Below are 24,084 nucleotides of genomic sequence, written 5' to 3'. Positions count from 1 at the left end.
ATTTAGCGTGTGCAGAAAAACGTCATTTGTGACCTGAAAATGGCGTGAACCATTGACGGAATCGTCTCTGAAAGTCACCGTCTCCTCAGTTCCGGTTGCCCATGGGGTCGTGCCGGTTTGGAGGAAAAATGAAGTTCGCGCTTAACCACATGACCGTGCCCAATGTCGGGTATGCTGATTTTCTGGACTTGGCTAAATCGCTTGGCTGTGTCGGCGTAGAGGTCAGAAACGATATTGCTCGTCCGCTGTTCGATGGCATGGATGCTGCTGACGCTGGCGCGCTTGCCCGTGACAAAGGTGTCCGTCTCGTCGGTCTTAGCCAAGTCTACCCGTTCAATAGCTGGTCCGATGATATCGCTGCCGAAGTGAAGGCGTTGATTGCTACTGCGCAGGCTGCTGGTGCGGAAACGATCAGCCTGATCCCGCGCAATGATGGCACGCAAAACGCCAATGGCGAGCGGCAGGCGAACCTTCGGATTGCGCTGAAAGAGATCAAGTCAATGCTTGAGGATTCTGGCATGGTCGCGCTGGTCGAACCCCTTGGCTTTTTGCGGTCTTCGCTTCGTTCAAAGCAGGAATTGATCGACACCATCGTATCTCTCAACGCAACGAACCAGTTTAAAATCGTGCATGACACGTTCCACCATACTCTCGCTGAGGGTGGACAGATCTTCCCGGAACACACGGGAATTGTTCATATCTCGGCTGTGGTTGATCCATCGCTGGCGATTGCAGAAATGGAAGACGAACACCGTGTTCTGGTCGATGAGAACGATCGTCTCGGCAATGTAGATCAAATCGCAGCACTTTTGGCGGCTGGCTACGATGGCCCCATTTCTTATGAGTGCTTCTCACCCGTAACGCAGTCCATGGCGGACCCGTTTGGTGAGCTAAAGAAATCTTTCGAATTCATCTCTTCACAGGTCACTGCATCTGTCTGAGTGAACGACCTCTGGAGGGAGGTCAAATCCGGCATGTATCAGGGTGCGCCGGACACCTAATGGGAGGAAATAATGAAAAAGACCCTTATCGCTGCTGGCGTAACCGCTCTTATGTCCACCACCGCAATGGCAGAGAACATCGGCGTATCGATGGCTCTGTTCGACGACAACTTTCTGACCGTTCTGCGTAACGGTATGATCGAAATGGCTGACGGCATGGAAGGCGTTGATCTTCAGGTAGAAGACGCGCAGAACGACGTTGCAAAGCAGCTCGATCAAGTGAACAACTTTATCGCATCCGGTGTTGATGCGATCATCGTGAACCCTGTTGATACCTCGGCAACTCAGGCACTGACTGACGCTGCTGCCTCCGCTGGCGTTCCGCTGGTGTTCGTAAACCGTCAGCCGATCAACGTCGACACCCTGCCGGACAATCAAGCGTTTGTTGCTTCGAACGAAGTTGACTCTGGCACTCTTGAAACCATCGAAGTGTGCCGTCTGTTCGCAGAAGCTGGCAAGACCGAAGCCAGCGTTTATGTCATGATGGGCGAACTGTCGAACCAAGCTGCCGTTCAGCGTACCGCAGACATTCATGATGTGATTGCTGCAGGCAAATGCGCTGTGACTTTGAACATTCTGGACGAACAGACCGCAAACTGGTCGCGTGATCAGGCACAAACCCTGATGACCAACTGGCTGTCGACCGGCGCTGAATTCGACGGCGTCATCGCGAACAACGACGAAATGGCGATCGGTGCGATCCAAGCTCTCAAAGCGGCGGGCGTTTCGATGGATGATGTAGTTGTAGCGGGTATCGACGCAACTCAGGACGCTCTGCTTGCAATGGCAGCGGGTGATCTGGACGCGACCGTGTTCCAAGACGCAGCAGGTCAGGGCGCTGGTTCGCTCGACGCAGCATTGAAACTGGCACGTGGTGAGAGCGTCGATCAGAAGGTTTACATCCCGTTCCAGCTGGTGACCCCGGCAAACATCGGTGACTACACTTCGAAAAACTAAGGTCGGTCTTTTCGATCTTATCGACGGAACGGGAGCCTCCTGTTCCGTCTTTCGCTCTGACGGGCGATCCATAAAGACTGGGAGCAATTACAAATGGCGAATTCTGCACACGGCATTGGCGGGCTTGTGTTTGATGACAAGAAGAAGGCGCGTGCACCTGAATGGAACGTATTTTTTGCGCTCATTCTGATTGTTGTGGTGTTCGAAGTGCTTGGCATGATCCTGCAAGGTCAGAGCCTTTTGTTCGACACCGACGGACGGTTTGACAGCATTTTCAACGAACAGCGTGTGAAGATCATCATTCTTCAGGTGTCGATTATTGGGATTATCGCGCTGGGGTCGACCCAAGTGATTATCCTTGGCGGGATCGACCTTAGCCCTGGATCCATCGTGGGTCTGACGGCGATGATCTCTATGTCTTTTGCTCAGGTCGCTGAAGTCAACGGCATGGTGAACCCCAAACTGATGTTCGACGGTGTCGCGGACTTGCCGGTGATTGTCCCTGTGTTGATCGGCTTGGTCGTCGGGATCGCGGCTGGGATCGTGAACGGTGCCTTGATTGCCTACACGAAAATACCGCCATTTATTGCGACCTTGGGCATGATGGTTGCGGCACGTGGCGCGGCCAAGTGGTGGTCAAAGGGTCAGCCGATTTCCTTCCCGACCGAAAGCTATGCGACCATTGGATCGGGCATGATGCCTGTGGTGATCTTTTTCTCGCTGGCCGTCCTGTTTCACCTGATCCTGAAATACACCGTTTACGGTAAACACACCTACGCCATCGGTTCGAACGAACAAGCCTCGCGGATGTCGGGGATCAAGGTCGATCGCCATAAGGTGCTGGTCTACACAATCGCGGCCTCGCTTGCGGCCCTCGCTGCCATCGTGCTGTCGTCGAAAAACCTGACTGCACAAGCGGGCATGGGCGTGATGTACGAGCTCGATGCGATTGCGATGACGGTTATCGGTGGCGTGTCCCTTTCGGGTGGCCGTGGGTCGATCATCGGTACTGTGCTGGGGTCGCTGATCTTTGGGGTGATCATCTCTGGTTTCACCTTCTTGCGTCTCGATGCCTATTACCAAGAAATGGTCAAAGGCGTGATCATCGTCGGGGCTGTTGTTCTCGACCAATGGCGTCAGCAACGCGCCGCAGCGCGCCTGTAAGGAGGACGAAACATGAGCGATATCATCCTCGAAACCCGTGGTTTGACGAAACACTATGGCGGCGTTCATGCGCTGGAGGGCGCGGACTTTACCATCCGCAAGGGCGAACACGTGGCCATCATGGGCGACAACGGGGCCGGTAAATCCACCTTTGTGCGCCAGATCACGGCTGTAGAACAACGTACCCGCGGTGACGTGATCTTTGACGGGAAACCTGTGCATTTTGCGGGGCCGATTGAGGCGCGTGAAGCCGGGATTGAGACTGTGTTCCAGAACCTTGCTCTGGCTGATGATCTGGACGTTCCGTCGAATATGTTCCTTGGCCGTGAAAAAGTCCGATTCAAGCTCGGGCCGTTCTCGATCCTCGATAACAAAGCGATGCGCGAAGCGACGATGGGGGGCTTGGTCAAGACGGGTGTGAAGATCCCGAACATCCTGAACCCGATCCGCAATATGTCTGGCGGTCAGCGCCAATGTGTTGCCATCGCGCGCACGGCGGCGTTCCATTCGAAGCTGACGATCATGGACGAACCGACCGCCGCTTTGGGGGTTCAAGAAACGGCGCAGGTCGAGAACATCATCCGCACGCTCAAAGAACAGGGTGAGCCGTTGATTTTGATCAGCCACAACATGCGTCAGGTCTTTGACCTGATGGACCGTATCGTTGTGTTCCGCCGCGGCCGCATCTGCGCGAACCTGAACGTCAAAGACACCGACCCACAAGACGTCGTCGCCTATATCACCGGCGCAAAAACAGGCGCTGAGTTCGAAGACGTCTAGTAAGTATCTCAGGCGGTGGATAGACCATCGCCTGTCCTAAGACTCATATCATTGTTGACCTTTCCTGAAACGATTTAGGTAAGCTATGATGTGGAACAGAATAAAATAATCCAGACCCCTTCCGCAGGTTGTTCAACGCGGTAGAGGCCCGACACGACCCACATTAGTTTTCGGCACATGTCCGGAACCGGAGGAAAGAATGAGCCTACGTTTTGCTGTCCTTGGCGCTGGCCGTATTGGTCAAGTCCATGCCCGCGCAATTGCGTCTGTAGACGGCGCCGAATTGATCGCAATCGCCGAACCTTTTGAGGCTGCCGCCAAAGCTGCCCAAGAGAAATTCGGGTGCGAATTGCGCACTATCGACGAGGTTGCTGCCTCTGATGATATCGATGCGGTTGTGATTTGTACCCCGACCGATACCCATGCGGACCTGATCGAGAAGTTCGCGAAGGTTGGTAAGGCTGTGTTCTGCGAAAAACCGATTGATCTGGATGTAGAACGCGTGAAGCAAGCCATCGCAACCGTTAAGGCCGAGGGCACCACTCTGATGGTGGGCTTCAACCGTCGGTTTGACCCTGACTTCATGGCTGTGAAAGCTGCGATTGATAACGGCACCGTGGGCGACGTTGAAATGGTAACGATCACCTCGCGGGATCCTGGCGCACCACCAGCCGAATACATCAAAGTGTCCGGTGGCATTTTCCGCGACATGACCATTCATGACTTCGACATGGCACGTTGGCTGCTAGGCGAGGAAGTCGAAACCGTGATGGCGCAGGCATCGAACCTCGTTGATCCTGCGATTGGCGCATTGGGCGATTATGACAGCGTAAACGTTATTCTGCGTACCGCGTCGGGCAAACAAGCTGTCATCACCAACTCACGCCGCGCGACATATGGTTATGATCAGCGGATCGAAGTTCATGGTTCCAAAGGTATGGCCGCGGCCAAAAATACAGCCGAAGCTAATATCGAAATCGCAACCGGTGAGGGCTTTAAACAGCCGCCGCTGCTGAACTTCTTCATGTCCCGCTATACGGCGGCCTATGCCAATGAAATCGCGGCTTTTGTTGACGCTGTTGCGAAGGGTGGAGAGACTCCGACGACGGGCCATGATGGCTTGAAGGCTCTCGAGCTTGCTGAGGCTGCGTTGAAGTCGGCACAGACGGGCCAAGCTGTAAAACTGTAATCCTCCCTGTGGCTCTGGGCGAAGGCCTGGGGCCACGGCAATTTGGGTCTGTGAGTGAATTTTGCTCATCAGTTTAGACAACAGCGTTCGTCGTGTGAGCGATGTTCTGAAAGGCAGAGATAAATGACGAAGACACTTGATGTAATTACGATCGGGCGCGCTGGCGTTGACCTTTACGGCACTCAGATTGGTGGCCGTCTTGAGGACATGGGATCGTTTGAGAAGTACATCGGTGGCAGTCCGACGAATATTGCGTGCGGGACGGCGCGTTTGGGTCTGAAGTCTGCGTTGATCACCCGTGTTGGGGATGAGCACATGGGTCGGTTTATCCGTGAGCAGCTTGTGCGCGAGGGTGTGAATGTGGACGGGGTGATCACTGACCCTGACCGTTTAACCGCGCTGGTTATTCTGGGCATTCGCGACGAAGAGCAATTCCCGCTGATTTTCTATCGGGAAAACTGTGCGGATATGGCGCTGTGTGAGGACGATATTGACGAGGGGTTTATTGCCTCTGCGCGGTCTGTTCTGGCGACGGGGACGCATTTGTCGAATGTTCAGACCGAAGCCGCGGTGCTCAAGGCGCTGGAATTGGCGCGTAAGCATGGGGCGCGGACGGCGCTGGATATTGATTACCGCCCGAACCTCTGGGGTGTGGCGGGGCACGGCGACGGTGAGAGCCGCTTTGTCGAGAGTGCGGCGGTGACGGCGAAGCTGCAAACCTCGCTGCACTTCTTTGATTTGATTGTCGGAACTGAAGAAGAGTTCCACATTGCGGGCGGTTCGACCAATACGATCGAGGCGCTGCGTGCGGTGCGTCAGGTGTCGAACGCGACGCTGGTGTGTAAACGTGGCGCTGCGGGGGCTGTGGCCTTTGAGGGCGATATTCCTGACAGCCTTGATGACGGCCAAACGGGTCCGGGCTTCCCGATTGAAGTGTTCAACGTGTTGGGCGCAGGCGATGGGTTCTTCTCTGGTTTGATGAAGGGCTGGCTTGATGGTGAAGATTGGCCGACGGCGCTGAAATACGCGAATGCCTGCGGTGCCTTTGCGGTGTCGCGACATGGCTGCACGCCGGCTTATCCGTCGCTTGAGGAACTGGAGTTCTTTTTTGAGCGGGGTATCAAACAGCCTGACCTTCGCAATGATGCAGAGTTGGAGCAGATCCACTGGTCGACCAACCGCCACGGCGATTGGTCAACGATGCGGGTATTCGCTTTTGACCACCGTATGCAACTCGAAGAGATGGAGGGGTATAGCCTCGCTAAGGGCGGTGAGTTCAAGGAACTGTGCCTCAAGGCTGCGCAGCAGGTTCAGGACGGTCAGGCGGGCTACGGTATTCTTTGCGACAACCGCATTGGTCGTAACGCACTGCACGCGGCGTCAGGGTCGGGGCTTTGGATTGGTCGCCCTGTCGAATGGCCGGGATCGCGTCCGCTGACACTCGAGCCTGAATTGGGATCGGACTTTGGCGGTCTGAACCAATGGGCCAAAGAAAACGTGGTGAAGGTGCTGTGTTTCTGTCACCCTGATGACGATGCAGAGATGCAAGCCCAGCAAGAAGCGACGGTGAAACGTCTGTTTGAAGCGTCGCGTCGGAACCGTCTTGAGTTCCTGCTGGAGGTGATCCCGTCCAAAGTGGCCGCCGTTACTGATGACACCACAGCGACCCTGATCCGTCGGTTCTATGAAATCGGTGTCTATCCGGACTGGTGGAAGCTGGAGCCGATGAAAACCCATGCGGGTTGGCAGAATGCGATCAACGCGATTGAAGAGAACGACCCCTATACCCGTGGTATTGTGGTGCTGGGGCTTGATGCGCCTGAGGCGGAGCTGAGTGCGTCGTTTGAGGTCGCGGCCAGTTATCCTCTGGTCCGTGGGTTTGCGGTTGGTCGGACGATCTTTGGCGATGCGGCGCGGGCTTGGATGAAGGGCGCGATGACGGATGCAGAGGCGGTTGCACAAATGGCTGAGCGCTATACCAATTTGTGCAGGATTTGGGACGCGGCACGCGTCAAAGCGGGAGGACAGGCATGACACAAACGATCCGACTGACAGCCGCACAGGCCATGGTGAAATGGCTTTCGGTGCAGTTCAATGAAGATGGCGACCGTTATATCGACGGAGTGTGGGGCATCTTTGGCCACGGCAACGTCGCGGGTTTGGGAGAGGCCCTCTATAACGCCGCCGACACGATGCCGACATGGCGTGGACAAAACGAACAGACGATGGCGCATACGGCCATCGCCTATGCGAAAACGCTCAAACGCAAGCGTGCTCAGGCTGTGACCTCATCGATTGGACCGGGTGCGACCAACATGGTGACGGCGGCAGCGCTGGCGCATGTGAACCGTATTCCTGTGCTGTTTATTCCGGGTGATGTGTTTGCAAACCGTCGTCCCGATCCGGTGCTCCAGCAGATTGAGAGCTTTGAGGATGGCACCGTCTCGGCCAACGATTGCTTCCGCCCTGTGGTGCGCTACTACGACCGCATCTCGCGTCCCGAGCATATCATGACCGCTCTGCCACGGGCTTTGGCGACGATGACCGATCCGGCAAACTGTGGACCGGTGTGTTTGTCGTTCTGTCAGGACACGCAGGCCGAAGCCTATGACTACCCAGAGGCCTTCTTTGAGCCCAAGGTCTGGCGCGTGCGTCGACCCGAGCCTGATGCGGCCGAATTGGCGCAAATCGCTGACCTGATCAAAGCGGCAAAGTCGCCTGTGATTGTTGCGGGCGGTGGTGTGATTTATTCCGAGGCTGAGGAGGCGTTGGGTGCCTTTGCGACCGAGTTCGGTATTCCTGTTGTTGAAACGCAGGCGGGCAAATCGGCTTTGGCTCAGTCGCATCCGATGAACTACGGCGCCTCGGGTGTGGATGGCTCTGAGGCAGCGAACATTATGTCAAACGAGGCCGATCTGGTGATTGGTGTTGGCACGCGGTTCCAAGACTTCACCACGGGGTCGTGGTCTTTGTTTGAAAACCCGAACCGCAAATTGGTCTCGATCAACGTGGCGGCCTATGATGCGGTCAAACATGGGGCTTATCCGCTGGTGTCGGATGCGAAGGTCGCGCTGGAAAAACTGACGGGTCTATTGGCGGGCTACAAGGCAACAAATGCGAAACCTGCGGTGCGGTCGGACTGGTTGGCAAAGGTGGACGCGCATTGTGCGGACCGTCAGGGCGGCGAAGGCTACCTTCCGATGGATTGCGAAGTGATCGGCGCGGTTCAGCGTACATCGACCGAGGCCACCGTTGCGATGTGTGCGGCGGGGACGATGCCCGGTGCGCTCAAACTTCTGTGGCAGTCACCGCAGGGCGGGTATCACATGGAATACGGCTTTAGTTGTATGGGCTATGAGGTTGCGGGGGCGATGGGTGTCAAACTCGCCGCGCCAGAGCGTGATGTTGTCTGCTTTGTCGGTGATGGCTCGTACATGATGGCGAACTCTGAACTGGCGACAGCTGTGATGCGCCGTGTTCCATTTACTGTGGTGCTGACCGATAACCGTGGGTTTGGCTGTATCAACCGTCTGCAGATGGGCACTGGCGGCGAGCAGTTTAACAACCTTTACAAAGACTGCCGCGTTGAAACCCAGCCTGCGATCGACTTTGTGGCACATGCCGGTTCGATGGGTGCGCATGCGGTCAAGGCAGGGTCGATTGCCGACCTTGAGGCCCAGTTGGCGGCGGCAAAAACACGCGACATTCCAACGGTGATCGTGATTGATACCGACCCGATGCATGGCCCCGGTGAAGCGGGTGGCGGCAGCTGGTGGGACGTTGCAATCCCTGAGGTGCCGAGCAACGACAGAATGTCGGACGCGCGTGATCGCTATGTCCAAAATATGAAACGTCAGAACCTTGTGAACTGATCAAAGACCAAACGTTGGGGCAGGGCGGATCCTGCCCCACAACTATGCGGGCAAAGTGCCCTTTCGGAGTGATTGATAATGATCCAGTTCGGTACAAATCCGATTGCTTGGGCAAATGATGACGACCAGACCATCGGTGCGACTATCTCGACCGACCGTATTCTAGAAGAGGCGGGGCGTTTGATCGGGTTTGACGGTATTGAGAACGGCCACCGTTGGCCGAATGATCCCGCAGAGCTGAAGGCGCGCTTGGGGGCATATGGCTTGAAGTTCATCTCTGGCTGGTATTCGACGAACCTTTTGGTGCACTCTGTTGCCGATGAGATTGAGGCGGTGCAAGATCACCTCGCGAAGCTCAAACACAACGATTGCAAGGTCTGCATCGTTTGTGAGACCTCAAATGCCATTCACGGTTCGGACAAGCCTGTAAATGACCGGCCGACGCTGACCTCCGATGAAATGACCGCTTTTGGTGCCAAACTCGAAGAGTTCGCGCAGTATCTGGCGGATCAGGGTGTGACCTTGGTCTATCACCACCACATGGGCACGATTGTTGAGTCTCCAGAGGAAATCGACGCCTTCATGGCCGCGACTGGCCCCGCAACGCATCTTCTGTTCGATGCGGGTCACTGCGCATTCGGCGGTGGTGATCCTGTGGCTGTTTTGACCAAACACGTTGGTCGCGTCCGTCACTTCCACGCGAAAAACATCCGTCCTGCGATCACGGAAAAGGTCCGCGCAGAGGGTCTGTCCTTCCTTCAGGGTGTTGTTCAGGGTGCCTTTACTGTGCCGGGCGATCAGGAAGGTGGCGTTGATTTTAAGCCGCTCCTGCAGATCCTTGCGGACAACAATTACGACGGTTGGATCGTGATTGAGGCAGAGCAGGATCCCGAGGTGCGGAACCCGCTGTTGTATCAAACCCTCGGCCTGCATACGCTCAAGCGGATTGCAACAGAAACTGGCCTGATCTGATGTTTAAAATGAATGACCCCTTCTTCCGTCCTTTGTGGCTGCGCGTTCTTTTGGTCGCGATCTGTGTCTTTTGGATGGTGGTAGAGCTTTGGACAGGATCGCCGGGTTGGGCGGTCCTCTTTGGGGCTTTGGGGGCCTATGCGGCTTATTCTTTCTTTATCGTATTTGACCCCACTGACCCTGAAAAGGACACTGATGATGCCTGATCTTTTGTGCAAACCCTTTGGAACGCATGGCAAGGTGCATCAGATCACGCCGCAGTCTGCGGGTTGGCGCTATGTTGGGTTCTCGCTCTACCGTCTGCGTGCTGGCGAAGCCGTGGGCGAGGCTTTGGGGGGTAACGAAGCCATTTTGGTGATGGTCGAAGGCAAGGCGACCTTTGACGCTGCGGGGCAGTCGTGGGGGGAACTGGGCGAGCGGATGAACGTCTTTGAAAAGACGCCGCCGCATTGCCTCTATGTGCCGAACGGTGAGAGCTGGGAGGCGACCGCGACGACCGACTGCGTGATCGCGGTGTGTTTGGCGCCAGGCAAAGGCGGTCATGAGGCACGCCGTATTGGGCCGGACGGGATCACGCTGACGCAGCGTGGGACGGGCACCAACACGCGCTTTATCAATAATATCGCGATGGAAAACGAAGACTATTGTGACAGTCTTTTGGTCACCGAAGTCTTTACCCCCGCAGGGCATTGGTCATCCTATCCCAGCCACCGTCATGACGAAGATGACTTCCCGCGGATCACCTATCTTGAAGAAACTTACTATCACCGCATCAATCCCGCCCAAGGGTTCGGTATCCAGCGTGTTTACACCGAGGATGGCACCTTGGACGAGACCATCGCCGTCTCTGATGGCGATGTTGTTTTGGTGCCGCGTGGGCATCACCCCTGCGGTGCGCCTTACGGGTTCGAGATGTATTATCTGAACGTTATGGCCGGCCCCCGTCGCAACTGGCGGTTTGTGCCCGATCCAGCCGTCGAACATCTCTTTTAAGGCAGCATTGTTCACAATTTAGCTGAGGGTGATCTCATGCAACATTTTGTCGTGGTTGGCGCAGGTCAAGCCGGTGCAACGCTTGCGGCTCGTTTGCGGGCTGATGGGTTTGACGGAAAGATCACTTTGATCGGGGCGGAGCCGGTGCATCCCTATCAGCGTCCACCGCTGTCCAAGGCCTATATGTTGGGTGAAATGGAGCTGTCGCGTCTCTTGCTGCGGGCGCCCGAGTGGTATGCGGAAAACAACATCGATCTGATGCTCGACACCCGCGTTGTGGGTGTGAACGCCGAGGCCAAGACCATCACCCTGCAGGGTGAGGTTGAGATGGGATATGACGAATTGGCGATTTGCACAGGCTCGCATCCGCGCACCCTGCCTGCGGCGATCGGTGGAACTTTGGACGGTGTGTACACGGTTCGCGACCTCAAAGACGCGGACACCATGACGCGGGAGTTCACGGCGGGCCGCAAGCTTTTGGTCATCGGGGGTGGGTATATCGGCCTCGAAGCCGCCGCCGTTGCCGCAAAGAAGGGCTGCGAGGTCACGCTCGTTGAAATGGCGCCGCGCATTTTGCGGCGTGTGGCCTGCCCCGAAACCTCCGACTACTTCCGCGACATCCACACCAAACACGGTGTTAAGATCATCGAAGGTGTTGGCCTCGATCATCTGATGGGCACCGACCGCGTGACGGGTGCGGTTCTCTCGGATGGCACCGCGTTGGAGGTTGATTTTGCGATTGTCGGCGTCGGGATCATGCCCGCAACCATCCTCGCCGAAGCGGCAGGTGCTGTCTGTTCGAACGGCATCGACACCGACGCCCAAGGCCGCACGACCGTCCCGCATATATGGGCCGCCGGCGACTGCGCGAACCTGACCTTCAAAGGCCAGCGCCTCCGTATCGAAAGTGTCGGGAATGCCATCGACCAAGCAGAGGTTGTCGCCAAAAACATGATGGGCGGATCGGTCGAGTATAGCCCCAAACCGTGGTTCTGGTCGGACCAATACGACGTGAAACTGCAGATCGCGGGCCTCAACATCGGCTACGACGCCGTCCACGTCAAAACCTACGCCGACACCCCCGACGCCCGCGTCCACTGGTACTACCAAGGCGACACCCTCATCGCCGTCGACGCCATCAACGCAAGCCGAGACTACATGGTCGGCAAACGCCTCATCGAAGCCGAAAAATCACCCGCCCCCGAAATTATGGTCGATGAAACAACCGACCTGAAGGCACTGTTGAAGTAACAAAGGGCACCCCCGAATTTTTATGGTGCTAGAACGTTCTGCGTTTAGTCTGGCATTAACTCACGTAAGATATCGCGCGTTACCATGGTCATCGGGTTTATCGTCGCTTTGAGTATTTCGAGCCTGTCAAACTGATCAGGATGATCGTTCAAAGTTTGACGAAGTGCGGTGCCAAAGGTCATTCGCAGCTCGGTTCCAATGTTGAATTTACACACGTTCGAACTGTGAGCCAAAGCGCGGCGTTGCGCCTTTGGCACGCCTGAGCCGCCGTGGATCACAAGGGGTATATTCGTTGCGGCTTCGATGGCGCGTATACGGTCGATATCTAAACCCGTCCCTTCTGATTGTTGAAGATGAACGTTCCCGACAGAAACGGCCATTGCATCCACACCCGTTTGAAGTGCGAATGTAGCTGCCTCTGTTGGGTCCGTTCCCGCCGACTGTTCCCCGTTGGCATAGCCGACAAAACCAACTTCGCCCTCGCACGACACATTTGCATCATGGGCGAGTGCAGCGATGGCCGCGGTTTCATCAATATTCTGCTGCAACGGTTTGCGAGATCCGTCGAACATGACCGAGGTAAATCCCGCGTCAATCGCCATCCGACAGTCGTCGAGCGAATACCCATGGTCTAGGTGTGCGACCACTGGAACTGTTGCTTGCTCTGCGAGATGGCGGAACATTTTGCCCAGAATTGGTAGCGGCGTATGTGCACGGCAGGACGGGCCAGCTTGCAAAATCACAGGGCATCCCTCGGCTTCGGCGGCCTCAACATAGGCGCACATATCCTCCCACCCCAAGGTGACCAGTCCAGCCACCGCATAACCTTTATCTAAGGCTGGTTGCAGAACCTCAGCGAGCGTTGCGATGGTCATTTGAATTTGGCCACCATGTCTTTGATCCCGGGAATGGTTTCGACCTGATAGGCATGTGTAGGCTGGAAAAATTGAACGAGACTGCGCTGACTTAGACCACCGAGAATGGTGAAATAATACATCTCATAACCCGGCAGAACGGCGCAGGGGTGATACCCTTTGTCGATGCAAATGGTTGAGCGGTCCATCAGTTGATAGGCATCGCCAACCTTGCCTTCTTCGCGTTGAAGGATCTGAACGCCGCCGCCGTGGTTCGGACGAAACCGAAAGTTATAGGTTTCGTCGTGACGCGTCTCGATAAGGGTGCCATTTTCGTCCCAACGGTCCGTGTCGTGTTTGTGCGATGGGAACCCAGACCAGCCACCTTGGCCTACCGTAAAGAGTTCGGACACCAGTAGTCGTCCAACCTTGTCGTGTTGTTTTTGGCCAAGGATGTGTTTGATTTTGCGATGGGTTTTAGTGTTGTCCGAACCGTATTGAACTTTATCAATCTCAGCCACACGTACATCGAACGGGTCTAGGACTTTTTCATATCGGGCACCTGCGACAAAGGTTTCCGTGTCACGCTTCGCGACCAAAGTAACTGTGGCGCCAGAGGGGGCATAGACGCCTTCCGGCTCTCCGTCCCACACATCAACGCCCCGATTTCCGATGTCCGCAAAGCTCATCCCCTCGACATCCACATCAACCGTTCCTGTCGCGGGAACAATGCAGGTTTCATAATTTGGGACCTGATAGGTAAAGGCCTCGCCCGCCTTTAGTTTAACGATATTGAAATAGTTCAACGGAACCGTTGGATCATCAACATCAACGATAGGCTTGTTTTGGTTGTCATGCGGCGGAATATGCATCGAACTCTCCTTAAGCCACCAGAGTGGGGCCGGGGTGATTGGTCAAAAATGTGTCTAGTTCATCAGGGTAGGGCATGGCGGGCGCACATCCCGGTTTGCCGACTACGATAGCTGCGCATGCAGATCCGCGCAGAAGTGCCGTATGCAGGTCGTGCCCATCCGCGATTGAGGTCAAAAACCCAGCCATAAAGCTGTCGCCGGCACCCGTAGGTTTGACGGCGTCTACAGTATATACGCCTGTGCGAAGTTCATCGCCCTTATGGCACGTCACCGCTCCGTGTTCGCCCATTTTATAGACGACGATCTGGGCCGAAGTTGAAGCGAGCCGTCGCGCCATATCGAGGCCTGCATCTTTGCTGCCAGCCATAAACCCGAATTCATCGTCGTTACCGATGATCACATCAGACATAGTCCCTGCGCGCGACAGGACGTCTTCGGCGACCTTTGCACTGGGCCAACTGTAGGGGCGATAATCGACGTCAAAGATGATTGGCAAGCCAGCGGCTCGCGCCAACTCAAATGCTCGAAACGCAGCCGAGCGTGACGGTTCAGCGGCAAAAACGGTGCCTGCGGCGATCAACGCTCCAAATTGGGAAAAGTCCACGGCCTCAACGTCTGCGACCGTCATTTCAAAGTCCGCAGCACCGTTCCGGTAGATCACCGATTGATGACCCTCAAGGCGAGTTTCATACACGGCCAATGAGTTGCGGGCTTCACCACCTTGGGGGATCACGTACTCGCAGCCGACCCCGTAGTGTTTGAGTTTGCCAACACAGAAGCGACCAACAGCATCATCAGAAACCCGTGTGACAAGTGATGCCTTGCCGCCCAGTTTTGCAATGCCAGCCGCAATGTTGGCTGATGATCCGCCCATATCAGCGTTAAAGGTCGTCGCGTCCTCAATCGCGATGCCTGTGTCGGCAAAGAGGTCCATGCCGACACGGCCCAAGACGATAAAGCTATTGCGCTTTATGGCGTCGAAAATCTCCATCAATCAGCCAACCTCTTTTTATGCTCATTCATGCGGCAAAGCGTGTTTGCTGCTTGCACGACTCTGAACGGGAGGATACGAATATTGCAAGCGGTTGCAAACTGATTTTACGGGAGGGGCTGATGACCCAAATCGGGATAGGCATCATCGGTGGCGGATACATGGGCAAGGCACATGCGGTTGCCATGTCTGCCGTTGGTGCGGTGTTCAACACGACCCTTCGTCCGCGGCTTGAGATGGTCTGCGCCAGTTCCAAATCATCTGCAGAGGCATATCGTACGGCCTATGGATTTGCGCGTGGCACCGATGACTGGCGCGAGTTGGTTAATGATCCAAAGGTCGAAGCCATCGTCATCGCATCTCCGCAGGCGACACACCGCGCTATTGCGGAGGCAGCCTTTGCGCTCAACAAACCCGTGTTTTGCGAAAAGCCGCTGGGTGCCTCTCTCGATGATAGCCGCGCCATGGTTGCCGCTGCCAAGGGGCAGGTGAGTATGGTCGGTTTTAACTACATTCGGACGCCTGCCAGTCAATTCGCGCGCCAGCTCATCGCAGAAGGCGCGATTGGCGATGTCGTTTGGTTTCGCGGTGAACACACAGAAGATTTTTTGGCGGATCCTGATGCGCCCGCAAATTGGCGGACCCAAGGAGATGCTAATGGAACGATGGGAGATCTCGCCCCTCATATGATCAATGGCGCCTTAGCTCTTATCGGCCCTATCAAGTCAGTAATTGCAGAGGTCGAAACGGTGCACAACAATCGTCCCGGTGGGATTGTGACCAATGATGATCACGGGCAACTGATGTGCCGTTTTGCCAATGGGGCGATGGGGCAGATGTATTTCAGCCGCGTCGCACATGGTCGAAAGATGGGTTACGCCTATGAGGTTACAGGGACGAAGGGTGCTATTCGCTTTGACCAAGAAGATCAGAACGCGATCTGGCTCTATTCGATGGACGAACCCGAAGCGACGCGCGGTTTCCGCAAAATCCTAACGGGTCCAGCGCATCCCGATTATCTGCCGTTCTGTCAGGGTCCGGGCCATGGCACTGGCTATCAGGATCAAATCATCATCGAAGCCCGTGACTTTTTACGGGCCATTGAAACCCGTGCCCCCGTATGGCCGACCTTTGAGGATGGCATGGAGGTGAATCAAGTGATTGAAGCGTCGATGGTATCATCGCGCAGTAAGGCTTGGGTTGAAGTATCGTCTGTCTGATTGCGTTTGAAAGGCGCCAGTAAATGACTATCAAAATCGCAAACGCCCCGTGTTCATGGGGTATCGAATTCGCTAGTGATCCGTCCTATCCATCGTGGCAATCCGTTTTGGATCAGTGTGCAGGTGCGGGATATAAAGGGATCGAACTTGGCCCGATTGGCTACATGCCAGAAGACCCTGCAGTCCTCGCCCCAGCCTTGGCCGAGCGCGACCTTGAGATCGTTGGGGGCGTTGTGTTCCGTCCCTTCCATGATCCGGCGAAATGGGACGAGGTTATGGATGCGAGTGTCCGAACCTGTAAGGCTCTCGTCGCACATGGTGCCAAGCACCTCGTTCTGATCGACAGTATTTCGCCGCGTCGTGCGGCGACTGCAGGTCGTGCGAGCGAAGCCGAGCAAATGGACGCGGACGAATGGCGGGCTTTTCGGGATCGGATCGCGACAATCGCGAAAATGGGGACCGAAGAATATGGTCTCACCGCGAGCATTCATGCCCATGCGGCGGGCTTTATCGACTTTGAACCAGAGCTCGAGCGGCTATTGGATGAAGTGGACGAAAGCGTGCTTAAAATCTGCTTTGATACGGGCCATCATTCCTATGCCGGCTTTGATCCGGTCGCATTTATGAAGCGTCATATCGGCCGTATCTCGTACATGCATTTTAAGGATATCAATCCAGTCGTTAAGGCCGACGTTGTTGCCAATCGTACAGACTTTTACAAAGCTTGCGGTCAGGGCATTTTCTGTAACCTCGGTCAGGGTGATGTGGATTTTCCTGCGGTTCGTCAGGTTCTTCTCGACGCTGGGTTTGAGGGCTGGTGCACCGTAGAGCAGGACTGTGATCCGTCGATGCCAGGCACGCCGCTAGAGGATGCCCGCGCAAATCGTAACTACCTTCAATCCATCGGCTTTTGAGGAGACCGAACATGGCAAAGTTAAAATGGGGCATGATCGGCGGCGGTGAGGGCAGCCAGATTGGACCAGCGCACCGTCTGGGTGCTCAGGCTGATGCACGCTTTGAATTTGTCGCGGGGGCATTGGATCACCGTGCTGATGTAGGTCGCGAATATGCGCAACGGCTCGGTATTTCGGCAGATCGTGCTTATGGCGATTGGCAAGAGATGCTGGCTGGTGAGAAAGACCGCGACGATCGTGTCGATCTTGTGACTGTTGCAACCCCGAATGCCACGCACTTTGAAATTACTAAGGCGTTTCTCGAGGCAGGGTTCAATGTGCTTTGTGAAAAGCCGATGACGATGTCCGTTGAAGAAGGCGAAGACATCGTTCGCATCGCAGAAAAGACGGGCAAAATCTGTGCGGTGAACTATTGCTACTCAGCCTATCCCATGGTGCGTCAGGCCCGTGCGATGGTGCGCGCAGGTGAGATTGGAAAAGTGCGTTTGGTTGTCACTAACTTTAGTCACGGGCACCATGGCGATGCGACTGATGCCGATAACCCGCGTGTGCGCTGGCGGTACGATCCGGCTATGGCGGGTGTTTCAGGCCAGTTCGCGGACTGCGGTATTCATGCGCTTCACATGGCGACGTTTATTGCTGATGACACCGTCGAAAAATTATCGGCGGACTTTGCCTCTACGATACCGAGCCGCGTTCTAGAAGATGATGCGATGGTCAATTTCCGCATGGCAGGGGGCACTGTCGGACGACTTTGGACATCGTCGGTGGCGATTGGGCGGCAGCACGGGTTTGATATCCAAGTCTTTGGCGAAACAGGAGGTTTGCGGTGGGCGTCTGAGCAACCAAACCAGTTGATTTACACTCCTGTAGGTGGACGCACCCAGATCATTGAAAAAGGTGAAGCCGGTCTGCATGAGGACGCGCAGCGCCTGTCTCGTGTGGCGATTGCACACCCCGAGGGTTTCCCATTGGCCGTTGCTAACATCTATTGTGATCTCGCGGACGCAATCGGAGGCGAAACCCGTGACGGTTTGCCAAATGCGGCAGATGGTGTGCGGTCGATGGCAGCGGTTCACACCGCTGTGGCATCTGCCAAGAAAGACGGCGCGTGGATGGATGCCCGCCCGCCTATGTTCCGTTAACGGCTCTGGATCGGACGCAATGTTTTGCGTTCGACCACGTGGCAAGGGAACAGCCGTGCCTCTGGGTAGCGGTCAGGGTTTTCGAGCATGGCCACCATCAATTCGACCGATGATGCAATAATCTGCGCGATCGGTTGGTGGATGGTGGTCAGCGCGATGTTCTCCCAACCTGCCATTTCTATGTTGTTAAAGCCGATGAGCCCAACATCGTTTGGCACGTTTTTCCTAAGGTCCTGAAGACCACTTAGGATTCCAACAGATAAGACGTCATCGCCCCCGAAATATGCTTCTGCTAACCCAAATTCAGCAAGCCTTAGAATTTCAGCACGTCCTGCGTGAAATGAATAGGCCGAGGCGAAGCTATAGCTGAATGTGACGTCTGGATGGAGCGCCAATTCAGCTTGAAACCCTTCCAGTCGATCTAAGGTAGAGGTAGCCCGCTTCGGCCCCCCGAGAAAGGCAATAGACTTATAGCCACGCGATATTAATTCGCGCGCCGCCATACGCCCCGCAGCCACGTTGTTGATGCCCACCACATGCACGTCGGGGCTTGTCGCGTGACGTCCGAAGGTGTTGACGACCGGGATATTCTTATCTCGAAACGCTTTCGAAAATTCTGGGGGCAGGGTCGAAGAGGCCACCATCACACCATCGACCGAATACTGTTGCAGCATCCGCACCGAGTTTTCGGGATCTGTTTCATTGCTCAGGTTAACGAGAAGCGGTCGCAGGCCGCAGTCTTGTAAGGCGCGGGTGAAGCGATCAAAAACTTCGAGAAAAACAGGATTATAAAAGTTGTCAGAAACCAATCCGATCAACTTTGTTCGACGGGTTGTTAGGCTTCGTGCGATAAAGTTGGGACTATAGCCCAACTCGGCCGCCGCTTTTTCAACTTTCTTACGCATTTTATCCGAGACAGAGGCGCCATCGGTAAAAGTGCGTGATACCGCAGAGGTCGATACGCCAGCTCGTAGTGCAACGTCCTTTAACGTGGGAGTCATGCGTCGCAGTCCTCAGTAGTTTCTCGTGCCTCCAACCTACACAACTCGGATGAAAGGCTCAGTATAAAAGTGAAATCTTGCAAACGATTGCAGCATGTTTCTATGCTGAAATGTGCTCGTTGCTGTTATGAGGGGAGAGCTGAATGAGAAGGTTGGTTCGTTGTCAGGCTACCGTGATCAGATCAAGAGAGCTTTGGACATTTTGATCGACGGGGCTTGAACCAGAAATTGATTTCATAATCAATGTTATGTTAATAAATAGATAGTTGAGCACAGTGCCGACCCAGTAATCTGTCTCCGTATATTTGATTCAATCCATCTAGAGACGACTTCGAAGATCCGCGCTTTCCTCTCCAAGATACCGACTTTTTATTTCGGTGCCGATAAAAAACCGGTCGTAAAAATAAATCCGCCCGTTGCGATGACTTTCTTCGATACTCCCCACGGCCTCTGACTCGGCCTCGTCGAGGTGCATGCGCAATAAATCCTGATAGACAACTTGTGCAGTACGAGAGTATGAAACTGGCTTCACAACCATCCTTTGTGTATCAAAAACAACATTGATACATATAAACTGAGAATAAACTGCAGAAAGAGCCACCTCAGTAAGTGCTTAACAATCATGTAAGGTGCCGCTACCCGTGGGATATCTTGGATTACCGTTATGGTTTTTCTCTGAGAACTTCGTATTGCGGGACCCGATGTCGCCATCCGGACAACCTTCAATGATTTCATTGACGATGATATCGGATTATTTGCCCAATTTGATGGCACGCTTGCTCCGCGCATTTTCATGTTCGAAAACACCCTCGACAAGCAAGTCCTCGAAGTATTTCAAACAGGTGAATCGCCCAAATCCTATTCGCCCTGCGAAATCCTGTGGTCGGAGTAAAGAGTGTCGAATGAATTCCTGTTCTCGTAATTAAAACCGATACCGTTGTTGATGACTGTGAAACTCTCAACAGGCGGCTGGCAGCATTAAAGTTCCTGTTGGTTCGACCGTCTTCGGAGGATATCGACGCGGCCTTTCTCGATGGATGCGGCTTCTATGGCCTGGATCGTGTTCACGATGGTTTCGACAGGCGGAGTGTAGACGTTTGTTCCGGATCAAATGTTCTCGACGGCTCGTTTGACGTTGACGTTGCTCATAGCCTGTCTCACTCCGAAACGCCCTGAACGGCTTCGGACAGAAAGTCAGATGTTAATAGGCTGCCCTCGCTCACAATCTGATTGCTCAAATCGAAACTTCCTTAATGCTTTTGCAAGATTTAGTGGGTGACCAGACCCATGCACTTGGAAAACCCCCACTCAGTCGGCCCAACGAGAGTAGGGTTTCGTTTGGTCGGACGCTCTTGTGTCATCCGGTCCGCCCCCTCTCAGTCAGGTTCAACCAATATCTCGTATGGCGTCGCTCACCGGTTCGGCTGAGCGCACCTTTCTCGACCAGATCCTGCAGATCGCGGGTTGCGGTTGCGCGTGAGGTTCCGGTGATCTTGAGATAGTTCTCGGCGCTGAGACCACCTTTGAAACCGCCAGGGCCTTCCCGAAACATTCGAGTGATGGCCTTGACCTGGCGTTCGTTCAACTGGTCCCTGTGACGATCAAAGAAATGTGCCTTGCTGATGAAGAAGCCGACGCGGTCGAGTGTGACCTGTTGGGCTCTCAAGACAACTTCCGCGAACCAGACGAGCCAATCGGTCACTTGAAGCGTTTGTTGATGCTGCTCGAGCTGGTCGTAGTATGCCTTGCGCTCCTTCTCTATGGTGAAGGCGAGCGAGATGAGGCTCGGCTGGCCTATGTTTTGCGCAAGCGACTTTTCAGCAAGGGCGCGACCCAAGCGGCCGTTGCCGTCTTCGAATGGGTGGATGCTCTCGAAATAGAGATGGCCTAGCCCTGCGCGCGTCAGCGCAGGAAGCGGCTCTGATCCCCCCGGACCGGTCTTGCTGAACCAATCCGCATATCGATCCATCTCAAGCATGAGCCGCCCTGAAGGCGGCGCTTCGAAATGGATCGTGGGCCGGTCAAGGCGGCCGGAAACGATTTGCATCGCCTCGGCGTGTTGTCGGTATGCCCCGACGGTTTCCAACCGGCGGTCATGGGACAGTAGCATCCGATGCCAGCGGAAAAGCGTCTCATGGGTCAGCGGCTCTGCAAAACTGGAATAGAGGTCGACCATCATTTCCGCGACGCCCTGTTCGCGAGGTTTGGCAGGGTAGCTGTCCGGATCGAGGCCCAGATGGCGGCGCAGCGAAGACTGGACACTGAGCCGGTCAAGGATTTCACCCTCGATGGCGCTCGTCTGCATCGCTTCCTCGCTCAGCAGTTCGATGCGGAGTTGCTCGCGCTCCGGCTGGCTGACATGATGGAATGCGCCGAGGATTTCTCCGGATGACAGGAGAAACGTCTGCTCAAACGGCTCCAGAGCGGAGGCGTCATACCGGAAATCCGGCCAATCGGGCAGCGTCCAGTTCCAAGCCATGAGTTATAGATATCCTTTCTATAACTCATATATAAATCATTTGTGAGGCATACAAGTCATTCTATCGCTCAAAGGACCAGCAGGGATCGTCAAGTTGTTGCCCGGGATCGAAAGTTGGGGCGCGCTACCTTCTGTTACGCGGCCATGTTTTAGCACAGTCGTTCCAGCGCTCGAACGCAGCGGCGAGGCTCTGACGGAATCGGGAGGCGGTCATCTTTTGGCAATGAGGGCGGAGCAGGTTGGCGCTTTCCGCGTGGGCGCAGAGGAACCTTTGCGCCTGCCTTGGCGATTTGACTCGGCCCCAGATTTTCTTGCGCTTTCACGTGGGTCTGTGCGATCCTCAATACGATTGTTCAGTCCCCTGTGCGCCCGGTGATCCATGTTCAGCCGGAGCTGCCGCAGGGCCGCGCCATAGCTGCGCAGTCTGTCCGTCACGATGACGCGGGGCTCACCCCAGCGGGCAATCAGCCGTGAAAAAGAACGCTTCGCCGCCCGCGCATTTCGGCGTGTTTGCACGACGATGCCGCGTTAAGCCAGCAGATCCTAAACATCACGCAGGCTAAACGATAAGCGATAATACGCTCAGACCGCGTAGGACATGATGGAACGCGGAAAGCGGTGGCCTTTCAGGCGTGGTGCGGAAATTTGGACTGATCATCGCTCGGAGCTACATAACTGCCCTGCGGAGGACAATAACTTTTACGATTCCTCCACGGGTAGCCGCACCTTACAGTCCGAGCTGAATCTCCTCGCCGCAATCGTCATCTAATGGAAAACCAAGCATCTCGGTGTCGCCGTCGCCAATCGCCACCGCGAAGGCCTGGACTGCTCTCTCCACCTCATGGCGCATATCTTGCCCCTCGGCTGGGTAATATCCTGCTCACGGGTGAATACAGTTGCCCGAAAAGAGCTTAGTGTAGGATCCTGCCCCTCCGGAATCAGACCTCAGACTGGTCAAAGCATTCACCCATTTTACCGGAGAGCTAGGATCCCTACTCTCTTCGGCCTCAGCCCTCAAACGGTTTAAAACCTCTTAATAACCGTCAAAAAATTTCATATTGAGACCTAAGAACTTGTATTAAAGGAATTTCACTTTTCGAACCTCTTAGAGCTTACGAAAACCTTATTAGATTTACTTTAAGTTAAAATAGTTTGTGCAAAAGTGTTACATAACTATCTAAATCGTGAATTTTTCTGACTTTGGCCATTCGCGTGCTGCGGTCAACGCGCACAGGGGTGCGTGGCTATCAATACCCCTGCCCTCACGTCGAACGCGTCTTAATGGAGAGCTTCAGAGGGGCTTGGCCAATGGATCAAAGTGTTCTCCTTGGCCTCATCGTGATGCATTACAGGCAAACTTCTTGTAAGGCCTTCTTGCGAAGTAAAGCAGCAAAGGTCTGTTGCATTTTCGGATGCTCCCGTCTTTTGACTTAAGGACTTGTTTGATTTGTGTCGCTCTAATTGCGTGATAGCGGGGCATCCCTGAGCGCCAATTGAAGACAGATGATCCGCCACGATACTATCTAAAATCGGTCACTAAACTCAGCCCCAGGGCTCGCATCTGTACTACGATGAAACGGTCGATAAGCGGTCTCGGCATCTCAGAATGGTGTTTGCTGTGGCCCAAAAATTCACAAACCGCAGATCAACATTTGCCATAAGGCAACCGTCATAAAACTGACCATCAGCATTTAACATCGACAATAAGGTGGTCCAAATATGACGTTGCTTGCTCCATCTTTGGCCTTATCAATCTCATCGATCAAAATGACAGGGTTTGCACACTTATGACGGTGCATCGCCAAAAAGGGACCACATGGTAGTGTCGAAGACCAACCGCGCGACACGGCCTGCAAGCCACCTGAATCAGCGACACCTCCCGATAAATGTCCATGGAACCCCAGGATTTGACTCAGTTCAGTTGCAAACTTTGTTTTGCCACTGCCCGGCTGACCAACCAGCAAGAAAGGCTTCAGGACGGATGACAATCGAGGATCACCGTAAACTTGCTTCAGTGCAATTTCGCCGAGAACTAATTCGACAGCGTCTGTCGCCCATGGGAACTTGCTCTTTAAAATGTCTGCGATCACCCTAAAATCAACGTTAGGTTGGCGTACAAGAGTGGGATTCCCGATCAAATCCCCGTAGGCGCGATGCAATTTTTGAGCGTCATGGGTCTTTGGGTCACCGAGTGCTTCACAGACAGTGACTTCTAAAGCGGATTGAACACCTTCAAGGCGGCGGGAAGTGGAAGAGAGGCTCATTTTAACGTCCTTATGATTTAAGTCATGGATAAATGCGTTGGGAATTGAGCCTCATATGCCCAAACGCATCGCAAGGCTTGCTGAAAGCTTTGACTGCGAACATGACCTCTGCGGACGAAAGGATTTTAAAACTCTGCAAATACAGAATGGATCAAATATAGCGGA

At 54.7% G+C, this 24,084-nt stretch carries 20 protein-coding genes and 2 pseudogenes; 15 read left to right on the top strand and 7 right to left on the bottom strand.

What is annotated here, in order from left to right; all coding sequences use genetic code 11:
* Positions 1-128: 128 nt before the first annotated feature.
* The 11 genes from BSK21_RS15055 (at position 129) to BSK21_RS15005 (ending at position 12,179) form a co-directional block, all read left to right on the top strand.
* On the top strand, positions 129-941 hold the full coding sequence (locus tag BSK21_RS15055) for a TIM barrel protein (RefSeq protein WP_067547029.1): 813 nt from the start codon (positions 129-131) through the stop codon (positions 939-941).
* A 72-nt stretch (positions 942-1,013) separates the two neighbouring features.
* A complete protein-coding gene (locus BSK21_RS15050; protein WP_067547032.1) occupies positions 1,014-1,958 on the top strand; it encodes a sugar ABC transporter substrate-binding protein in 945 nt (314 codons plus the stop codon).
* A gap of 93 nt (positions 1,959-2,051) precedes the next feature.
* The gene (locus BSK21_RS15045) at positions 2,052-3,122 is read left to right on the top strand and encodes an ABC transporter permease (RefSeq protein WP_067547035.1); all 1,071 of its coding nucleotides are present in this window, start codon (positions 2,052-2,054) and stop codon (positions 3,120-3,122) included.
* A gap of 12 nt (positions 3,123-3,134) precedes the next feature.
* The gene (locus BSK21_RS15040) at positions 3,135-3,902 is read left to right on the top strand and encodes an ATP-binding cassette domain-containing protein (RefSeq protein ID WP_067547038.1); all 768 of its coding nucleotides are present in this window, start codon (positions 3,135-3,137) and stop codon (positions 3,900-3,902) included.
* Positions 3,903-4,101: 199 nt separating this feature from the next.
* Positions 4,102-5,091, top strand: a complete 990-nt coding sequence (gene iolG / locus BSK21_RS15035; protein WP_067547041.1) for an inositol 2-dehydrogenase — start codon at positions 4,102-4,104, stop codon at positions 5,089-5,091.
* 123 nt (positions 5,092-5,214) lie between these two features.
* A complete protein-coding gene (gene iolC / locus BSK21_RS15030) occupies positions 5,215-7,125 on the top strand; it encodes a 5-dehydro-2-deoxygluconokinase (protein ID WP_067547045.1) in 1,911 nt (636 codons plus the stop codon).
* Entirely contained in the window at positions 7,122-8,963 is a 1,842-nt protein-coding gene (gene iolD, locus BSK21_RS15025) for a 3D-(3,5/4)-trihydroxycyclohexane-1,2-dione acylhydrolase (decyclizing) (RefSeq protein WP_067547048.1), read from the top strand. The genes iolC (BSK21_RS15030) and iolD overlap by 4 nt, the downstream gene beginning before the upstream one ends.
* Positions 8,964-9,041: 78 nt before the next feature.
* Positions 9,042-9,935: a myo-inosose-2 dehydratase gene (gene iolE / locus BSK21_RS15020; protein WP_067547051.1), complete on the top strand. Its 894-nt coding sequence runs from the start codon at positions 9,042-9,044 to the stop codon at positions 9,933-9,935.
* An 8-nt stretch (positions 9,936-9,943) separates the two neighbouring features.
* Entirely contained in the window at positions 9,944-10,141 is a 198-nt protein-coding gene (locus tag BSK21_RS15015; protein ID WP_232230461.1) for a hypothetical protein, read from the top strand.
* Positions 10,134-10,928, top strand: coding sequence for a 5-deoxy-glucuronate isomerase (iolB, locus tag BSK21_RS15010; protein WP_067547058.1), 795 nt, complete (start codon positions 10,134-10,136; stop codon positions 10,926-10,928). The genes BSK21_RS15015 and iolB overlap by 8 nt, the downstream gene beginning before the upstream one ends.
* Positions 10,929-10,964: 36 nt before the next feature.
* Positions 10,965-12,179 carry an NAD(P)/FAD-dependent oxidoreductase gene (locus BSK21_RS15005; RefSeq protein WP_067547061.1) on the top strand — a complete coding sequence of 405 codons (1,215 nt, stop codon included), beginning with the start codon at positions 10,965-10,967 and terminating at the stop codon, positions 12,177-12,179.
* A gap of 44 nt (positions 12,180-12,223) precedes the next feature.
* Here BSK21_RS15005 and BSK21_RS15000 read toward each other — a convergent pair whose 3' ends face one another.
* The 3 genes from BSK21_RS15000 to iolC (BSK21_RS14990) are packed head-to-tail and all read right to left on the bottom strand — an operon-like array spanning position 12,224 to position 14,896.
* The gene (locus tag BSK21_RS15000) at positions 12,224-13,054 is read right to left on the bottom strand and encodes a class II fructose-bisphosphate aldolase (protein ID WP_067547064.1); all 831 of its coding nucleotides are present in this window, start codon (positions 13,052-13,054) and stop codon (positions 12,224-12,226) included.
* Complete coding sequence (locus BSK21_RS14995) at positions 13,051-13,905, bottom strand: 5-deoxy-glucuronate isomerase (RefSeq protein WP_067547067.1); 855 nt, start codon at positions 13,903-13,905, stop codon at positions 13,051-13,053. Before BSK21_RS14995 ends, BSK21_RS15000 begins: the two co-directional genes overlap by 4 nt.
* Positions 13,906-13,915: 10 nt before the next feature.
* Positions 13,916-14,896 carry a 5-dehydro-2-deoxygluconokinase gene (gene iolC, locus BSK21_RS14990; protein ID WP_067547070.1) on the bottom strand — a complete coding sequence of 327 codons (981 nt, stop codon included), beginning with the start codon at positions 14,894-14,896 and terminating at the stop codon, positions 13,916-13,918.
* Positions 14,897-15,018: 122 nt separating this feature from the next.
* Between iolC (BSK21_RS14990) and BSK21_RS14985 the strand changes: the two genes are divergently transcribed.
* Genes BSK21_RS14985 through BSK21_RS14975 form a run of 3 tightly spaced genes read left to right on the top strand, consistent with a single transcriptional unit; the run spans position 15,019 to position 18,175 of the window.
* Positions 15,019-16,116 (top strand): Gfo/Idh/MocA family protein, encoded by a 1,098-nt coding sequence (locus BSK21_RS14985; RefSeq protein WP_198039389.1) that lies wholly within the window; start codon positions 15,019-15,021, stop codon positions 16,114-16,116.
* Positions 16,117-16,139: 23 nt separating this feature from the next.
* On the top strand, positions 16,140-17,030 hold the full coding sequence (locus BSK21_RS14980; protein WP_067547073.1) for a sugar phosphate isomerase/epimerase: 891 nt from the start codon (positions 16,140-16,142) through the stop codon (positions 17,028-17,030).
* 11 nt (positions 17,031-17,041) lie between these two features.
* Positions 17,042-18,175 carry a Gfo/Idh/MocA family protein gene (locus BSK21_RS14975; RefSeq protein ID WP_067547076.1) on the top strand — a complete coding sequence of 378 codons (1,134 nt, stop codon included), beginning with the start codon at positions 17,042-17,044 and terminating at the stop codon, positions 18,173-18,175.
* On the opposite strand, the gene BSK21_RS14970 is transcribed toward BSK21_RS14975, so the two are convergent.
* From BSK21_RS14970 to BSK21_RS14955, 3 genes and pseudogenes are all read right to left on the bottom strand, one after another.
* Positions 18,172-19,176 carry a LacI family DNA-binding transcriptional regulator gene (locus BSK21_RS14970; protein WP_067547079.1) on the bottom strand — a complete coding sequence of 335 codons (1,005 nt, stop codon included), beginning with the start codon at positions 19,174-19,176 and terminating at the stop codon, positions 18,172-18,174. The two genes, BSK21_RS14975 and BSK21_RS14970, sit on opposite strands and share 4 nt — an antisense overlap.
* Positions 19,177-20,533: 1,357 nt before the next feature.
* Positions 20,534-21,655, bottom strand: a complete 1,122-nt coding sequence (locus tag BSK21_RS14960) for a Fic family protein (RefSeq protein ID WP_074039078.1) — start codon at positions 21,653-21,655, stop codon at positions 20,534-20,536.
* A 124-nt stretch (positions 21,656-21,779) separates the two neighbouring features.
* Positions 21,780-22,255 (bottom strand): annotated as a pseudogene (locus BSK21_RS14955) (DDE-type integrase/transposase/recombinase).
* Between the two features lie 133 nt (positions 22,256-22,388).
* Here BSK21_RS14955 and BSK21_RS15795 point away from each other — a divergent pair.
* Positions 22,389-22,570 (top strand): annotated as a pseudogene (locus BSK21_RS15795) (Tn3 family transposase); the annotation flags it as partial.
* A 776-nt stretch (positions 22,571-23,346) separates the two neighbouring features.
* Here BSK21_RS15795 and BSK21_RS14950 read toward each other — a convergent pair.
* Positions 23,347-23,919 carry a hypothetical protein gene (locus BSK21_RS14950; protein WP_074039077.1) on the bottom strand — a complete coding sequence of 191 codons (573 nt, stop codon included), beginning with the start codon at positions 23,917-23,919 and terminating at the stop codon, positions 23,347-23,349.
* Positions 23,920-24,084 lie beyond the last annotated feature (165 nt).

This window comes from Marivivens sp. JLT3646 (assembly GCF_001908835.1).
GTDB lineage: Bacteria > Pseudomonadota > Alphaproteobacteria > Rhodobacterales > Rhodobacteraceae > Marivivens > Marivivens geojensis.
The sequence above is the reverse complement of the archived record's forward strand: the minus strand, read 5'-3'. Positions and strand labels throughout refer to the sequence as shown.

Coding starts and splice junctions, on each gene's coding strand:
- BSK21_RS15055 (WP_067547029.1), top strand. CDS start 129: ATGAAGTTCGCGCTTAACCACATGACCGTGCCCAATGTCGGGTATGCT.
- BSK21_RS15050 (WP_067547032.1), top strand. CDS start 1,014: ATGAAAAAGACCCTTATCGCTGCTGGCGTAACCGCTCTTATGTCCACC.
- BSK21_RS15045 (WP_067547035.1), top strand. CDS start 2,052: ATGGCGAATTCTGCACACGGCATTGGCGGGCTTGTGTTTGATGACAAG.
- BSK21_RS15040 (WP_067547038.1), top strand. CDS start 3,135: ATGAGCGATATCATCCTCGAAACCCGTGGTTTGACGAAACACTATGGC.
- iolG (WP_067547041.1), top strand. CDS start 4,102: ATGAGCCTACGTTTTGCTGTCCTTGGCGCTGGCCGTATTGGTCAAGTC.
- iolC (WP_067547045.1), top strand. CDS start 5,215: ATGACGAAGACACTTGATGTAATTACGATCGGGCGCGCTGGCGTTGAC.
- iolD (WP_067547048.1), top strand. CDS start 7,122: ATGACACAAACGATCCGACTGACAGCCGCACAGGCCATGGTGAAATGG.
- iolE (WP_067547051.1), top strand. CDS start 9,042: ATGATCCAGTTCGGTACAAATCCGATTGCTTGGGCAAATGATGACGAC.
- BSK21_RS15015 (WP_232230461.1), top strand. CDS start 9,944: ATGAATGACCCCTTCTTCCGTCCTTTGTGGCTGCGCGTTCTTTTGGTC.
- iolB (WP_067547058.1), top strand. CDS start 10,134: ATGCCTGATCTTTTGTGCAAACCCTTTGGAACGCATGGCAAGGTGCAT.
- BSK21_RS15005 (WP_067547061.1), top strand. CDS start 10,965: ATGCAACATTTTGTCGTGGTTGGCGCAGGTCAAGCCGGTGCAACGCTT.
- BSK21_RS15000 (WP_067547064.1), bottom strand. CDS start 13,054: ATGACCATCGCAACGCTCGCTGAGGTTCTGCAACCAGCCTTAGATAAA.
- BSK21_RS14995 (WP_067547067.1), bottom strand. CDS start 13,905: ATGCATATTCCGCCGCATGACAACCAAAACAAGCCTATCGTTGATGTT.
- iolC (WP_067547070.1), bottom strand. CDS start 14,896: ATGGAGATTTTCGACGCCATAAAGCGCAATAGCTTTATCGTCTTGGGC.
- BSK21_RS14985 (WP_198039389.1), top strand. CDS start 15,019: ATGACCCAAATCGGGATAGGCATCATCGGTGGCGGATACATGGGCAAG.
- BSK21_RS14980 (WP_067547073.1), top strand. CDS start 16,140: ATGACTATCAAAATCGCAAACGCCCCGTGTTCATGGGGTATCGAATTC.
- BSK21_RS14975 (WP_067547076.1), top strand. CDS start 17,042: ATGGCAAAGTTAAAATGGGGCATGATCGGCGGCGGTGAGGGCAGCCAG.
- BSK21_RS14970 (WP_067547079.1), bottom strand. CDS start 19,176: ATGACTCCCACGTTAAAGGACGTTGCACTACGAGCTGGCGTATCGACC.
- BSK21_RS14960 (WP_074039078.1), bottom strand. CDS start 21,655: ATGGCTTGGAACTGGACGCTGCCCGATTGGCCGGATTTCCGGTATGAC.
- BSK21_RS14950 (WP_074039077.1), bottom strand. CDS start 23,919: ATGAGCCTCTCTTCCACTTCCCGCCGCCTTGAAGGTGTTCAATCCGCT.